Consider the following 14,054-nt stretch of genomic DNA (forward strand, 5'->3'; position numbering starts at 1 on the left):
CCACAGTCTCGTGGGACAACATCGCAAAAACAGCGATTATCGTATGTTGTCCCACGCTGAATAGCATCGGCCCCTGCCCCTTCATGAGTGGAAGGACGGGGGCCGATTGGTTTATTCGCGATTGCGATCGCGGCAGTCTGTCAGAGGATCACAGCACGCCCTGGGCGACCATGGCGTTGGCCACCTTGACGAAGCCTGCGATGTTGGCGCCAGCCATCAGGTCGCCTTCCTCGCCGTATTCCTTGGAGGCAGCCAGGGAGTTGGCGACGATGGACTCCATGATGGACTTTAGCTTGGCGTCGACCTCCTCGAAGGTCCAGCTCAGGCGGTAGCTGTTCTGGCTCATCTCCAGGCCGGAGACGGCCACGCCACCGGCGTTGGCAGCCTTGGCCGGGCCGTACAGCAGGCCGGCGTTCTTGTAGACCTCAATGGCCTCCGGAGTGGACGGCATGTTGGCGCCTTCGCACACCACCTTGCAGCCGTTGGCAACAAGAGCCTTGGCGGACTCCTCGTTGATCTCGTTCTGGGTGGCGCACGGCAAGGCGATGTCGCACTTGACGGTCCACACGCCGGAGCAACCCTCGTGGTACTCAGCGGACGGCACACGCTCGGCGTACTCCTTGATACGACCGCGCTCGACTTCCTTGATTTGCTTGACCACAGCAACGTCGATGCCGTTCGGATCGTAGACGTAGCCGTTGGAATCGGACACGGTCACGACCTTGGCGCCCAGCTCCTCGGCCTTCTGCGCGGCGTAGATAGCCACGTTGCCGGAGCCGGAGATCACGACGGTCTTGCCCTTGAAGGAGTCGTTCCTCAGCACGCGCAGGGCTTCGGCGGTGTAGTAGCAGACGCCGTAGCCGGTGGCCTCAGTACGGGCCAGGGAGCCGCCGAATTCCAGACCCTTACCGGTCAGGACGCCGGAGTACTCGTCGCGGATGCGCTTGTACTGGCCGAACAGGTAGCCGATTTCGCGGCCGCCCACGTTGATGTCGCCGGCGGGAACGTCGGTGAACTGGCCGATGTGACGGCACAGCTCGGTCATGAAGGCCTGGCAGAAGCGCATGACCTCGGCGTCGGACTTGCCCTTCGGGTTGAAGTCGGAGCCGCCCTTGCCGCCGCCCATCGGCAGCGTGGTCAGGGAGTTCTTCAGGATTTGCTCAAAGCCGAGGAACTTGATGACGCCCTCGTTCACGGTCGGGTGGAAGCGCAGACCGCCCTTGTATGGACCAATGGCGGAGTTGAACTGCACACGGTAGCCACGGTTGACCTGCACCTTGCCTTCGTCGTCAACCCAGGCCACGCGGAACTTGACCACGCGCTCAGGCTCGACGAGGCGCTCCAGAACGCCGTTCTTTTCGTATTCGGGGTGCTTGGCAATGACCGGCTGCAGGGTGTCGAGCACCTCGTAGACGGCCTGCAGGAACTCCGGCTGGTCACCATCGCGAGCAACGACCTGGTCGTACACGCGCTTCACGTACTCATCAGTGAGCATAATTCTCCCTAGAGGTTGGGTTATCAAATAAGGCGATTTTATTGTATGTACGGTGTCAAGGGGTGACAAGAAATTGCTCAGGATGTGGCGTGGAGCGGATGTGGCCTACGCCACCAACTCCGATGCATCGGCGCGAGCGATGGCCTGCTCGTAGTCTTTGGTGCCCTTGAAGACTTCCTTGGTCCACGGGTTGATGCCCTGCTTCTTGGCGCGCAGCAGGATGTAGCCGAGTGCCAACACGTTGGCCACTAGCGCGATTAGGGACACCGCAAGGTTCACGTTCGGGTTGTTCACGGACTGGGTGGAGAACACGGAGTAGTCCTGGAACATCGGGAATACCTGCGCGAACATGCACCAGATGGCCAATGTATTGGCGCGATTCTGGATCCAGCCGCCCTTGTTCCAGAAGAAGTTGGCCACGGTGGGCGCCAGCAGCAGTGCAAGGCCGCAGTACCAGGAGTGGGTGGGCAGGCAATTGTAGGTGTAGCAGAAGTTCCACAGATCGTAGGCCACGATGAACACCCAGGTCATGTCCGGCCAGAGCATGTCGTCCTTCTTCTTGGAGGCGTAGATGCCGAACCAGCCGGTCATGCAGAAGATATTGAGGATGCCGGCCAAGCCGTTGAACACGTTGTGCCAGCCACCGTAGAGGGTCACGCCTTCAGTGGAGATCCAGGTGGTGCCCCAGCCGCGGATGGCGGATTCGAAGTCAGAGACCACGGCGATGAGGATGTTGATGGCCACGATCACGAACGGGAAGCACTTGAACCAGTGGGATTTGCCGATAGAGCCCCACTTGTATTTGAGGGCCATAAAGCCGATGCAGCCGATGGTGGCCGCGTAGAGCTTGGCGTAGTGGAACCAGCTGGTCATGTGCACGTAGGTCGGGTTGTTGAGTGCCCAGTCGGCGCCCATTGCGGCGGCGGTGTAGATGGTGATGAAGTAGACGGTCAGCACAGCCGGGACGACGAGGAAGGCGACGATGCCGCCAGTTTTGGTGCGACGAGCCAGTTCATTGGCGCCGATAAGGCAGCAGAAGACGAGTATCCAGCCAATCCATTGGTAGATGGCGTTGTCGCCGTAGACCTGAAACAGCATGAGCGGTCCTTTCTGATATGTGGTGCGCCCCGCGATTCTCCATCGGATTCCGAGCGCCGACGCCGCTTATTGACGCAGCGTCAATTTCTCTCACGGCATAGTGTATCCCTATATTGACATGGTGTCAATATGGGTTCTGTGCATGCGGTTTCGCATCATTACAAGGTTGACAGGCCGCTGAAATTTGTCTGTGATGCACTAGAATCGGATTGGATGTTGAGAAGCTAGTTGCGAAAAGATAAAAACCCTTGGAATCGGCATGATTCCAAGGGTTATCTGTGGAGCTAGCCGGGTTCGAACCGGCGACCCTCTGCTTGCAAAGCAGATGCGCTACCAGCTGCGCTATAGCCCCAGTGAAAAAAAGAGCGGCACGTGGGCCGCTTCACTTTTTTCTGTGGGCCCGGGAGGACTTGAACCTCCGACCTCATCCTTATCAGGGATGCGCTCTAACCAGCTGAGCTACGGGCCCGATTCATACGCTCTAAAAGCGCACAAGTAGCTATAATACCGATTCCCTTTGACTTGTCAATGCGTAAGAGACGGCGTGTCGCGGGTGGTGCCTTGCTGGGGGAGTGCGGTTGTGTCGTGCTGCGGACGGACAATATGCGGCATGAAGATTGATGGGCTGGAAGTGCAGGTGGTGCGTAAACCCATCAAGAATATGTACCTGCGCATCAAGCCGCCGAATGGTGTGGTCATGATTTCCGCGCCGCGGCGGATGGCCGAGCAGACCATTATTGATTTTGTCCGGGATCGGAGGCCTTGGATTGATAATCACCGGCGTCGTATGGCACTTGCCCGAGAGCGTTCGGTGATTGGCAGCTTGGGTGATTCCTGGCAGCATGGCGCCGGCCATGGGGGAGTGGGCCTTGCTTCGGGCGGGTTCGATGGTGTAAACAACGGCAGTAGTGTGGCCACCGATAATGCGGCATTGACGTGGACTAAAGAGTTGCGTGAACGTGCGTCGGCCAATATCAACGCACAGTTGCCTGCGTTGCTGGCCAAATGGGGGCCGATTGTTGGCCGTACTCCTACGCATATCACGTTGCGGGTGATGACTTCTCGTTGGGGGTCATGCACGCCTCGTACCGGCCGAGTTCGCCTGAACCTTCAGTTGGGCCTTATGGAGCCGCAATTCCTGGAATATGTGCTGGTGCACGAAATGACCCATTTGTGGGAAAGCGGTCACGGTACCGGATTCCAGCGGCGCATGACTACGTATCTGCCGAATTGGAAGGCGTTGCGCCGCGATCTCAATCGTCGTGTGGTGCTGTAGAGGGTTATTCGGAATGAGATAGTTGTGGTTCCTGCCATAACTGCATGGCAACGCTGGCTCGTAGTGTGACGGTGATTGTCTGCTTCCTTTTATTCCGGATAGTCGCCGTCGCCACTCCTGGTAGTCCCTGGGAGTGGAAGGATGCCGGCCCCTTACCGGTTCCTGACGATGGATCATGGCCGACACCCGAGTGTCGTTTCCTTGTCAGTTTCGGACGTTTGCGGGTCGGCCTGCCTTTCGGTGGGGTCGGGGCGACGTGCTTGTGTCCGAGATATCGGCATCCTTTCCCGGCGATGTTGACAGCCGAACCGTAGTCACGTGGGATGGTCCGCCCGCAGCCGGGGCACTGGTATTCCCTGGCTTTGCCGAGGTTCTTGTGGAGCGGACCTGCAGGCCATCGTCGACGAGATCAACGACACCCCCATGAAGGCCCTGGGCCGGGAAACGCCCAACGAGGCTTGGTATCGCGAACTCGGCAAGGTAATGTCGAGGACAAGCCACCCAAGGACGAGCGTTGCACTTACAAATTGAATCTGGATGTCGTTCCTCTTCCGACAGGTGCGAATACCCTTGGCCCAAGGTGCAACACCCCTTCGTTTGGTTATCTGGACAATCTCCAATCTAACGGGTGTTGCACTTTCAATTAGACAACGGGACCTGATGATCTACCAACAAGTGCGGCGCATCGATGAACTCGAACGGCGCATCAGCGAACTTCAGCTGGAGCTGAAGCAGTGTGAAGGCCAGCAAGGGCGAACCGGATCGGTCCAAACGGGCTACTCAGGCCGACCAGCCCAGCCAGTCCGTTCAGACCGACCTAACTGATCAGAGCGGGCCCTCTGACCAGTCCGAACCATCTGACCGACATGTACTTGTTGACTAAGTGTGCGGCCCGTCATTCGTTATGGAACATGCCGGCCATGTATACAGGCAGGTAGGTTACATTCCCTTCGACTGAGACGTTGCACGGGCCAAGCACATAGCCTGTATTGAGATGGTATTCAGGGTGGGCGAGCACGTTGTCCATTGCGCGATGGCGTTTGTAGGATTTGCCGGACTTCACCTCAATCGGCAACACGTGATCGTTGCGGTCTTGGATGAGGAAATCGAGCTCGCCAAGCTTCTTACTGTTGTAGTAGTACAGGTCAAATCCGTGAGCGCGTAGCTCTTGGGCCACCGCATTTTCATAGATTGAACCGTAGTTGATATCAGGGTTGCCGTCGAGTACGTCGAGCGCGGTTTTCTTGAGAAACGAGCCGGTAAGCAGACCCACGTCGTTGTAAAAGAGTTTGAAGAGGTTACGTTCCTTGCTCATCTCCAACGGTGTGCACGGTTCGTCCACGTTGTACGCGGCGACGGCTACATCCGCATTGACCAGCCAATCGAAATCGGAAGCAACCGATTGGAATCTCATGTTCTTTTCGATTTTGGCGAAGGTGAAGCGCTTGTTTGGGTTATTTAACTCGCTGGGCATCAAATCGTAGATAGCGCGGATATGCAGCCGGTCTTCTTTGCGCGCGTATTGGCTGATATCGCGGCGATATTCACGCTTTATGTTCTCTTGTATAGTGCGCACGTCCGCAACGCTGCCGTTTGCCACGAACGAGTCGACCGCGGCAGGCATGCCGCCGATGACCAGATATTTGGAGTACAGCTCCATGAGCTGTTGATGGATGAACTCATCCACTTCCTGGTGCTTGGCAAAGCATTCGGCAAGCATGTTGAATACGTCGTTGCCGATATGCTGCGACCAGCAGAACTCTTGGAAATCCAGTGGATACATATCCAGCTCGGTCAGGTACCCGACCGGTACCGAGCGTATATCTTCGAGCTCGACTCCAAGTGGCGAGCCGGAAAGCGCGTAATCGAACCGACCATCATCTACAAGGAACTTAATTGCGGTGACCATTTCCTTGCAACGCTGGACCTCGTCAAAGAAAATCAGGGTTTTGCCGGGTACTAATGGCGTATTTACGGCCAGTTCCAGCCTCATCAGTAGGTTTTTGGCATCGCGGGGCCGGTCGAATAATGCAACGAGGCCGGGGTTCTCGATGAAATTGAGCTCGGCGATATGGTCGTAATGCTGTTGGGCAAAGTGCCTGATGATATAGGTTTTGCCAATCTGACGGGCTCCGGTGACCAGCAGTGCAGTGCGTTTCGGCGCGGATCTCCAAGCTTCCAGCTGTGTCTCGATTTTTCTTCGCAGCATGAGAATCTCCAGTCATTTGTAGGCCTTGCATCTATGCTGGGCACGTTTTCCAACTGTTTATAGCGCATATTTTACACTTTTCCAACCATAAGAATGCGGTTTTGGCTACGTTTTCCAACCTCAAAATGGGGAGTTTTATACACTTTTCCAACTTATGTATGTGGAGACTCTCTATTTCACGTGAGACGAAAGTGGCTCCCCTCTTTGAGGGGAGCCACGGAATACTGCTTTTACTTATGCCAGGTGAGAGCGCATGAACCACTGGAACTTTTCGAGTTCCTGCACGTGATCCTGAATAACGTTGGAGCTGATGACGTCCAGCTCATCCAGCTCAGCGATGGCCTTGCGGTCGTCGGCGATGAAGGCGTCGTAGTACTCGATCAGCGCCTTGAGGTACTCCTCGGTGCCTACGCGGCCCTCGGCGTCGAACGACTTCCACGTGCGGTTGCGCACGATGGCGTCCGCGCGGCCGTCCGGGGTGCCGCCCAGCGTAGCGATGCGCTCGGCGGTTTCGTCAGCCTGGGCCAGCAAGGCCTCGACCTCGGGGTCAAGCATCTCGTGAACGGCGATGAAGTTCGGGCCGGTCACATTCCAGTGAGCGTGCTTCAGGACCAGAGCAGCCTCCTGCTCCTGGCTCAGTCGGTTCTGCAGAATCGCGATGGCCTTCTCGCTGGTCGCCTCATCGAGTCCCGGCACAACAAATGCAAGTGTCATAATGTTCCTTCTTTCTATCGGTGGAACGTTGCTCTTCAATTCTACGATTTGCGATTCTGCCCCGGGCCGAACAAATAGGTGGTGAATATCACGTGACTATTAGGACCAATTGCAAAAAACTCTCACTGGCAGCGGCTCAGTGAGAGTTTTTTGCAAAACGCGGTTAGTTGGCGTCGTCGGTTTGGGGTTCCTCCGGCAGCGGCGCATGATCTGGGGCACCGGCCTTGCGGACCTCGATGGTCTCGATACGGCGGCCGTCCACCTTGGTGACCACCATGTCATAGCCGTCGTCGGAATGCAGCACGTCGCTCACCGCGCCCATCTTGCCGGTCTTGGACAGGAAGTAGCCGGCGACCGTCTCGTACGGGCCGTCCTCCAATTCGATGCCGGTCAGATCGGCGAAGTCCTCAATGGTCATGCTGGCCTCGATCGTGGCCACACCATTGACGAACGCGGTGCGGGTGGTGCGTTCGCCGCCCTTCTCGCTGGGCAGATCGTACTCATCGCGAATATCGCCCACAAGCTCCTCGGTCATATCCTCAAGCGTCACGATGCCGTCCGTGCCGCCGTATTCATCGATGACCACGGCCAGATGGATGCCGCGCTTACGCAGCAGTTCCAGGCTCGGCAGCAGCTTGGAGGTGCCGGGCAGGGAGATGCCTTCGCGCACCACATCGCGCACGATCTTGGCGTTCGGATCGCGCACATCCAGCAGATCGCGTACGTGCACAAAGCCGATCACGTCGTCGAAATCCTTGCCGGTCACCGGGTAACGGGAGTACGGCTGGTCGCGTACGAACGCGGCGGCCTCGGCCAGGGGCTGGTCGCCCTCGATGAAGACCACGTCGGCACGCGGGCGCATCACCTCGGCGACGATGGTTTCGGACGCATCGAACACATCGTCCAGAATCGTGCGTTCGTCCTTGGAAAGGTTGGTGTTGGAGCTGACCAGCACACGCAGCTCGTCGTCGGACACCTCGGACTCGGTCTGCTGCGGGTCGAAGCCGAGCAGGCGGACGATGCCGTTCGTGTTCTTGCCGATGAGCCAGATGATCGGGCGGCAGATGGCGGCGAAGGCGTCGATGGCGGGCACCACGGCGCGCGCGATCTGCTCGGTGCGCTGCATGGCGATGCGCTTGGGCACCATCTCGGAGATCACGATGGAGCAGTAGGAGATGATGAGGGTCAGGATGATGTTCACCAGGCCGCCGGCGATGCCGGGGTGCACACCCCAGCTTTCGACCACCGGAATCAGGTAGGGGGCGATGGAGGAGGCGCCGAACGAGGCGGACAGGAAGCCGGAGAGCGTCACGCCGATCTGCACGGTGGAGAGGAAGGTGTTCGGGTCACGTGCGATTTTGGCGACTTTGGCGCCGCGAGCGTCCACCTGCTCCATTTGTTCGATTTGCGAGCCTCGCAGGGAGACCAACGCCAACTCGGTGCCGGAGAACACGGAACCGATAACCAGAAATACAAAAATCAGGAGGATGTTCAAACCAAGTGACATGGCTTCAACTCTAGGGGAGTGGCACGTCAAATTGGGGTGTGCTGGCTGGGCAGGGTTTGCTAGCTGCGCTGGCTATGTGAGGCGTGCTGTGTGATGGCGTGTGTGGCAGTGTGAAAGAGTACGCAATAGTACGTAATCGTGTCATATGGTGTAATTTCGTATAATTTGGTACGCATTCGTGTAATATAGTATGCAATCGTGGCAGATGGTACGTGTTGTGGGCAGGAGTATGGTCATGGCAAGTAATCCCTTCAAACCAACCGCCGGTAAAATGCCGCCGATTCTTATTGGTCGGCACTCCATCATCGAGGATTTTTCCGAAGCGTTGACCAACGGAGTAGGGGCTCCTGGGCGCATTATGCTGGTCACCGGGCAGCGTGGCTTTGGAAAGACGGTGATGCTCACCGAATTTCGGCGTATCGCCAAAGCGCAGCATTGGGAAGTCATTGGAGAGACGGCGTCCGCGGGGCTTGTCACGAGACTCATAGCGGCATTATCGCCTTCGGGATTGCGCCTGGATCAGACCAACATCAGTCCTTCCATTGGAATTTCCGGCATTGCCACGGCGAGTCTCGGGCAAGCGCACTTTTCTGCGGAATCCAATCCGCTGACGTTGCGCAACGCGTTGAATAAGCAGTTGGGCAGTAAGAAGCTCGGTAAGGGGAAGGGCATTCTCATCACCATCGATGAGACGCAAGCGGCCTCACACGATGATTTGGTGGCTATTGCTACAGCCGTGCAGCACGTCATTACGGATGCCGATGAAAGTGATACGCCTGATGCCGACAAGAAAGGCGTTGCCATCGTATTTGCCGGCTTGCCGTATATGGTCAACGATTTGCTGGATAACGAGGTGACCACATTTTTGCGCCGCGCGTTGCGCCGTGAGCTAGACAATGTGCCGCTTCCAGACGTCAAGAATGCGTTCTTGGAGACGGTTGCGGATTCCGGTAAGACCATCAGCGAGGAGGACGCGCTGGAGGCCGCTCGCCAGTCCGACGGATATCCGTATATGGTGCAGCTCGTCGGCTATTACATGTGGCAATCCGCGCAGCGTCGAGGCTCGAATGTCATTACTGCTGATGATGTGACAACCGGTGTTTCCGATGCGTTGCTCGCCTTCGACGATGCCGTATGCGCTCCGGCGTTGGACGGTACCACCAGCGCAGAACAGTTGTTCCTTACGGCGATGGCCGAAGATTCGCCGAATCCCACGCAGGTTGGCGATATTGTGGATCGCACGCGCAGAAGCCGCAGCTGGGTGAGCAAGTACCGGGCGATTCTCATCAAGGATAAGCTCATTCGACCAGCTGGGCATGGGCGGCTGGAGTTTGCGGTGCCGCATTTGGGGCAATATTTGCAGTCACTATAGAACTGCAGACAAGGCTCAGAAGCTCAGCACTTCCACTTTGCCGGAATCGAGCTGATAGCGGGCGCCGACAATCATGAGCTTGTCGTCGGCGAGAGCCTGCTGGATAACGGGGGACTGCTCCACCAGAGTCTCAATGGTATGGGCCACGTGCACGCGCTCAATATCCTCGTGCTCCTCAAGTTCCGCCTCGCGCGCTTGCCACACGGACATGCCGGCCTGGCGTAGGATGATCGACTCGGCGGTGGCGATGTGCTCGTCGAGGTCATCCATCGCGTCGGCGGCTTCCAACGAACCATCTGCCTCGGAGGTGATGGTGTGCATCAGGTCGTCAAGTTCCTGCGTGGCGGCTTCAAGCGCGCCACAATGCTCATGGCCGAGCACGCAGATCAGACTGACATGCAGCTTCTTGACCGCATACTCCAACGAAGCGATGACGGCACCATCGATGAGCTGACCGGCGGTGCGCACGGTGAACAGGTCACCCAGGCCCTGATCGAAGATGATTTCCGGAGGCACGCGCGAATCCGAGCAGGCCAGCACGGCCGCATCCGGATTTTGGCCCTCTAGCAACGTCTGGCGGGTTTCCTTGTCTTGCCATGGATGGTCCGGCTTGCCTTCGGCGAATCGGCGATTGCCTTGGAGCATACGGCTCCACGTCGCATTTGCGGTCGATTCCTGTTCAACGTCTGCCTGAGCCATGAAAACCTCCATTATCAGCGGACTGTTGGTACCCATAGTAGCGATTGGAAGTGCGGATTCGCGACTGCATGCATAATCTGGCTTTGCCCAAAGCATAATGAGAACGCTCACAATCTCAATCCTGTTTAAGGGTGGGCCGTGATGATAGTCAGCACAAGGGCTGTGGCTGGTGTGATAAGGCTCATATGTTCTGTCCGTGCGAGCCCTGTGCCGCCACACTACGATGGGTTCTGGTAATCGCCTGAAGAATCCTGAAAGGACCGAAAATGACTCTTCTGCAGCATGAACTGACCGATTTCAAGGTGAACGCATTCCAGAACAACGAGTTCCATGAGGTGACCAAAGACGATGTGCTCGGCCACTGGTCCCTGTTCTTCTTCTACCCGGCTGACTTCACGTTCGTGTGCCCCACCGAGCTTGAGGACTTGGCCGAGAACTACGCCAAGTTCAAGGAAATCGGCTGTGAGGTCTACTCCGTTTCCTGTGACACTCACTTCGTGCACAAGGCCTGGCATGACGCCAACGAGAAGATTGCTAAGATCGAGTACCCGATGCTGGCTGACCCGACCGCTTTGCTGGCCAAGGATCTTGACACTTACAACGAGGCCGATGGCGTGGCCGAGCGTGGTGACTTCATCGTGAGCCCTGAGGGCAAGGTTGTGGCTTACGAGGTCATCTCCTCCAACGTGGGTCGCAATGCCGAGGAGCTGCTGCGCCGCGTGCAGGCCTCCCAGTTTGTCTACGAGCACGGCGACCAGGTTTGCCCTGCCAACTGGACCCCGGGCGAGGAAACCATTGAGCCCAGCCTCGACCTCGTCGGCCAGCTGTGACGGTTTGAACTAAGGCATGTTGTTTGCCCCCGCTGGCGGGGGCTGTCGGCAACGCCGACTGGAGGTGGTCGCGGCAATAGGTGAACCACCCCCACCCGCTTCGCGGGAGCCCCCGCCAGCGGGGGCCTGTGTATATGCAAGGAGTTTCAATCATGACTCAGACCAATAATCTTTATGACGTCGTAGTCATTGGTGGCGGACCTGCGGGCCTTACCGCGGGTCTGTACTTGGCCCGCGCTCGCTACCGTGTGCTGATTCTCGAAAAAGACGATTTCGGCGGGCAGATCACCATCACCAATGAGGTCGTCAACTATCCGGGAGTTGGCCGCACCACGGGTCGTGCGCTCACCCAGACCATGCGCCAGCAGGCACAGGACTTCGGTGCTGAATTCCTTTCCGCCGAGGCCACCGGCCTTGACGTGGACGGCGACATCAAAACCGTGCACACTTCGCGTGGCGACATCAAGACCTTCGGCATCCTCATCGCCACCGGCGCCAGCCCGCGCAAGTTGGGCTTCGAGGGTGAGGCCGAATACGCAGGCCGTGGCGTGGCTTACTGCGCCACCTGCGACGGCGAGTTCTTCGCCGGCAAGGAGGTGCTGGTGGTTGGCGGCGGATTCGCTGCGGCCGAGGAATCCGTGTTCCTGACTAAGTACGCCTCCAATGTCACTGTTCTCGTGCGTGAACCGGACTTCACTTGTGACGCCGCAGTGGCCGCCGAGGCCAAAAACAACCCGAAGATCGACGTGCGCTATCAGGTCGAACTGAAGGGTGTCACTGCCGGTCAGGGCGGCCTGCGTGAGGCTTCGATTCTTGATTTGGCTATCGGTCAGACCGAAACTTGGAAGCCCGCCGATTCGGGCACGTTTGGTGTCTTCGTGTTTGCTGGCTATGTGCCTGCCACTGATTTGGTGCGCGGCGTGGTGGAGCTCGATGATCACGGTTACGTGGTCACGCATGACTATCTTGAAACCTCGGTGCCGGGCGTGTATGCGGCTGGCGATTTGCGCGTCAAGAACCTGCGCCAGGTGGTCACCGCCACCGCCGATGGTGCGATTGCTGCCGTGGAGCTGGAGCGTTACGCCAAGCAGATGAGCGAGAAAACCGGCATGGTGCCGCCTCGCCCCACCGTCTGCGCTTACGAGGAGTCCGAAGCGAAGGCCGCCTCGGCCGCCGGCACGACGCCCGCTCCGGCACCCGTCAAGCGCAGTGCCGATGCCGCAGCCGCAGCCAGTGCCGCCAAGAAGCCCGGCGAGCTGTTCTCTGCCGCCATCAAGCAGCAGCTTGATGTGGTATTCGGGCGCATGACTCGCCCGGTCACGGTTGCCCTTGAGCTGGATGACACTCCACTTTCGGCGGAATTGCAAGGCTTTATCGGCGAGATGGTCGCCTTGTCTGGTGGCAAGTTGAACTCGGTTGCCGTCGATGCCGCAGGGCTGATTACTGCGGTGGACGGTTCGAGTGCGCCTACGTCGTTGGTAGTCGGCGAGCCGCTGACCGTCACTCTGCCGAGTGGCACCGAACTGCCCACTTATGGTTCATTGGACGATTCCGGTCGTGCCACATTCGATGTCGCCGGCGTCCTGCCGATTGCCCGTCCGACCGTGCGCATCTGCGTGCCGGCTGAGGGCGATAGCGAGGAAGGCAATGGCTCACTGGTCTTCACCGGCATGGCTTTCCATGGCGTACCCTCCGGCCATGAGTTCAACTCCTTCGTGCTCGGCCTGTACAACGCGGCCGGACCAGGCCAGCCGCTGGGCGACGATCTGATCGAACGTGCGAAGTCCATCACGGACCCGCTGAACATCATGATTCTCGTCTCGCTCACCTGCACGATGTGCCCGGAAACCGTGCTCGCCTCCCAGCGTATTGCCTCTCTGAGTCCGGCCGTGCGCGCCGAAGCCTATGACGTCTCGCACTTCCCCGAACTCAAAGACCAGTACGGCGCGATGAGCGTGCCCTGCATCGTCATCACCCACGCCGACGGCACCCAGCAAGTCGAATTCGGCAAAAAGAGCATCCCCCAAATGCTCGAACTGGTCGGCGCGTAAGCCGCACGGCCTCAGCCGTATTCAACAGCAACAACAACGATTCTGCCAAAACCATGACGTGCATCGATTGATGCGCCCGATTCCGGCAGAATCGTTGTTCCATCATGTCTTCATTTCCCGGTTTGACATGTTTTCGTTTCTGACTTTGACATGATTTTGATTCTTAGATTAAGGGGCTGCGGACATTTTCTTGGAGACTGAACGAAAGGATTATCATATGTTCAGTCCCGAGGAACGACAGCGCGTGGTGGAGCTGTACTTCACCACGCCGATGACAACGGCCCAGGTGGTGAGGCATCTGGGCTATCCGACCAGGCAGTGCCTGGAACGCTGGCTGGCAAAGGATCCCCGGTATGCTGGCCATATGGCGAAACCGATCATCCCGCTGGAAACGAGGACCAAGGCGATCGAGCTGGTGCTGGGCGGCATGCAGCAGAAGCAGGCCGCCGAACGGCTCGGCGTGAGCGTCGGAGCTGTCCACAACTGGGTCAAGGCGTATCGTGAGGGCGGCATGGCCGCGCTGCAGCCCAGGAACAGGAACGCCAGCCAGACCAACAAGCCCGCGCCGCGACGAAGCCGGAATGCCGGGGACGGCAACGATGACGTGGAGGCGTTGCGCCGCAGGGTCGAGGAACTGGAACTGGAGAACGCGTTGATGCGGGAGGTGGTTGAGGTCGTAAAAAAAGACCCCGGCGCCGACCTGCGGCGCCTGTCGAACAGGGAGAAGACCCTGTTGATCGACCGGTTGAGGCCGGCGTATTCGCTCAGGTCGATGACATGCTTGCTCGCCATCGCGCCCAGCA

The 14,054-nt window shown here is 58.3% G+C and carries 11 protein-coding genes, 2 tRNA genes and 1 pseudogene; 6 read left to right on the forward strand and 8 right to left on the reverse strand.

The features are described from left to right. Positions 1-148: 148 nt before the first annotated feature. The 4 genes from gdhA to NBH12_RS10380 form a co-directional block, all read right to left on the reverse strand. The gene (gene gdhA, locus NBH12_RS10365) at positions 149-1,495 is read right to left on the reverse strand and encodes an NADP-specific glutamate dehydrogenase (protein WP_003827882.1); all 1,347 of its coding nucleotides are present in this window, start codon (positions 1,493-1,495) and stop codon (positions 149-151) included. A gap of 105 nt (positions 1,496-1,600) precedes the next feature. Next, positions 1,601-2,593, reverse strand: a complete 993-nt coding sequence (locus NBH12_RS10370) for a DUF5692 family protein (RefSeq protein WP_003827883.1) — start codon at positions 2,591-2,593, stop codon at positions 1,601-1,603. 279 nt (positions 2,594-2,872) lie between these two features. Beyond that, positions 2,873-2,945 (reverse strand) — tRNA-Ala (locus tag NBH12_RS10375). Positions 2,946-2,988: 43 nt separating this feature from the next. Beyond that, a tRNA-Ile gene (locus tag NBH12_RS10380) sits at positions 2,989-3,062 on the reverse strand. A gap of 141 nt (positions 3,063-3,203) precedes the next feature. On the opposite strand from NBH12_RS10380, the gene NBH12_RS10385 reads away from it, so the two are divergent. Both NBH12_RS10385 and NBH12_RS10390 read left to right on the forward strand, forming a co-directional pair. Beyond that, entirely contained in the window at positions 3,204-3,869 is a 666-nt protein-coding gene (locus NBH12_RS10385; RefSeq protein ID WP_003833090.1) for a M48 family metallopeptidase, read from the forward strand. A gap of 381 nt (positions 3,870-4,250) precedes the next feature. After that, positions 4,251-4,400 (forward strand): annotated as a pseudogene (locus NBH12_RS10390) (IS30 family transposase); the annotation flags it as partial. Between the two features lie 364 nt (positions 4,401-4,764). On the opposite strand, the gene NBH12_RS10395 reads toward NBH12_RS10390, so the two are convergent. The 3 genes from NBH12_RS10395 to NBH12_RS10405 all read right to left on the reverse strand — a co-directional run bounded on the left by NBH12_RS10395 (position 4,765) and on the right by NBH12_RS10405 (position 8,299). Then, positions 4,765-6,078: an ATP-binding protein gene (locus tag NBH12_RS10395; protein ID WP_250819461.1), complete on the reverse strand. Its 1,314-nt coding sequence runs from the start codon at positions 6,076-6,078 to the stop codon at positions 4,765-4,767. Between the two features lie 234 nt (positions 6,079-6,312). After that, entirely contained in the window at positions 6,313-6,792 is a 480-nt protein-coding gene (locus NBH12_RS10400; protein ID WP_003833096.1) for a Dps family protein, read from the reverse strand. Positions 6,793-6,955: 163 nt separating this feature from the next. Beyond that, complete coding sequence (locus NBH12_RS10405; protein WP_250819462.1) at positions 6,956-8,299, reverse strand: hemolysin family protein; 1,344 nt, start codon at positions 8,297-8,299, stop codon at positions 6,956-6,958. Between the two features lie 235 nt (positions 8,300-8,534). On the opposite strand from NBH12_RS10405, the gene NBH12_RS10410 reads away from it, so the two are divergent. Then, the gene (locus tag NBH12_RS10410; protein ID WP_250819463.1) at positions 8,535-9,671 is read left to right on the forward strand and encodes a DUF8462 domain-containing protein; all 1,137 of its coding nucleotides are present in this window, start codon (positions 8,535-8,537) and stop codon (positions 9,669-9,671) included. Positions 9,672-9,686: 15 nt separating this feature from the next. Here NBH12_RS10410 and NBH12_RS10415 read toward each other — a convergent pair whose 3' ends face one another. Beyond that, on the reverse strand, positions 9,687-10,370 hold the full coding sequence (locus NBH12_RS10415) for a carbonic anhydrase (RefSeq protein WP_025220947.1): 684 nt from the start codon (positions 10,368-10,370) through the stop codon (positions 9,687-9,689). A 266-nt stretch (positions 10,371-10,636) separates the two neighbouring features. Between NBH12_RS10415 and ahpC the strand changes: the two genes are divergently transcribed. From ahpC to NBH12_RS10430, 3 genes are all read left to right on the forward strand, one after another. Continuing rightward, entirely contained in the window at positions 10,637-11,200 is a 564-nt protein-coding gene (gene ahpC / locus NBH12_RS10420) for an alkyl hydroperoxide reductase subunit C (RefSeq protein WP_025220948.1), read from the forward strand. A gap of 152 nt (positions 11,201-11,352) precedes the next feature. After that, positions 11,353-13,251 carry an FAD-dependent oxidoreductase gene (locus NBH12_RS10425; protein WP_250819464.1) on the forward strand — a complete coding sequence of 633 codons (1,899 nt, stop codon included), beginning with the start codon at positions 11,353-11,355 and terminating at the stop codon, positions 13,249-13,251. 217 nt (positions 13,252-13,468) lie between these two features. Beyond that, a partial coding sequence (locus NBH12_RS10430; protein ID WP_250819465.1) for a helix-turn-helix domain-containing protein occupies positions 13,469-14,054 on the forward strand: 586 nt, incomplete at its 3' end.

Source organism: Bifidobacterium sp. M3-N-101 (genome assembly GCF_023656805.1).
Taxonomy (GTDB): Bacteria; Actinomycetota; Actinomycetes; order Actinomycetales; family Bifidobacteriaceae; genus Bifidobacterium; species Bifidobacterium breve.

Excerpts from the sequence above, each read along its gene's own strand:
- gdhA (WP_003827882.1), bottom strand. The coding sequence starts at position 1,495 with ATGCTCACTGATGAGTACGTGAAGCGCGTGTACGACCAGGTCGTTGCT.
- NBH12_RS10370 (WP_003827883.1), bottom strand. The coding sequence starts at position 2,593 with ATGCTGTTTCAGGTCTACGGCGACAACGCCATCTACCAATGGATTGGC.
- NBH12_RS10385 (WP_003833090.1), top strand. The coding sequence starts at position 3,204 with ATGAAGATTGATGGGCTGGAAGTGCAGGTGGTGCGTAAACCCATCAAG.
- NBH12_RS10395 (WP_250819461.1), bottom strand. The coding sequence starts at position 6,078 with ATGCTGCGAAGAAAAATCGAGACACAGCTGGAAGCTTGGAGATCCGCG.
- NBH12_RS10400 (WP_003833096.1), bottom strand. The coding sequence starts at position 6,792 with ATGACACTTGCATTTGTTGTGCCGGGACTCGATGAGGCGACCAGCGAG.
- NBH12_RS10405 (WP_250819462.1), bottom strand. The coding sequence starts at position 8,299 with ATGTCACTTGGTTTGAACATCCTCCTGATTTTTGTATTTCTGGTTATC.
- NBH12_RS10410 (WP_250819463.1), top strand. The coding sequence starts at position 8,535 with ATGGCAAGTAATCCCTTCAAACCAACCGCCGGTAAAATGCCGCCGATT.
- NBH12_RS10415 (WP_025220947.1), bottom strand. The coding sequence starts at position 10,370 with ATGGCTCAGGCAGACGTTGAACAGGAATCGACCGCAAATGCGACGTGG.
- ahpC (WP_025220948.1), top strand. The coding sequence starts at position 10,637 with ATGACTCTTCTGCAGCATGAACTGACCGATTTCAAGGTGAACGCATTC.
- NBH12_RS10425 (WP_250819464.1), top strand. The coding sequence starts at position 11,353 with ATGACTCAGACCAATAATCTTTATGACGTCGTAGTCATTGGTGGCGGA.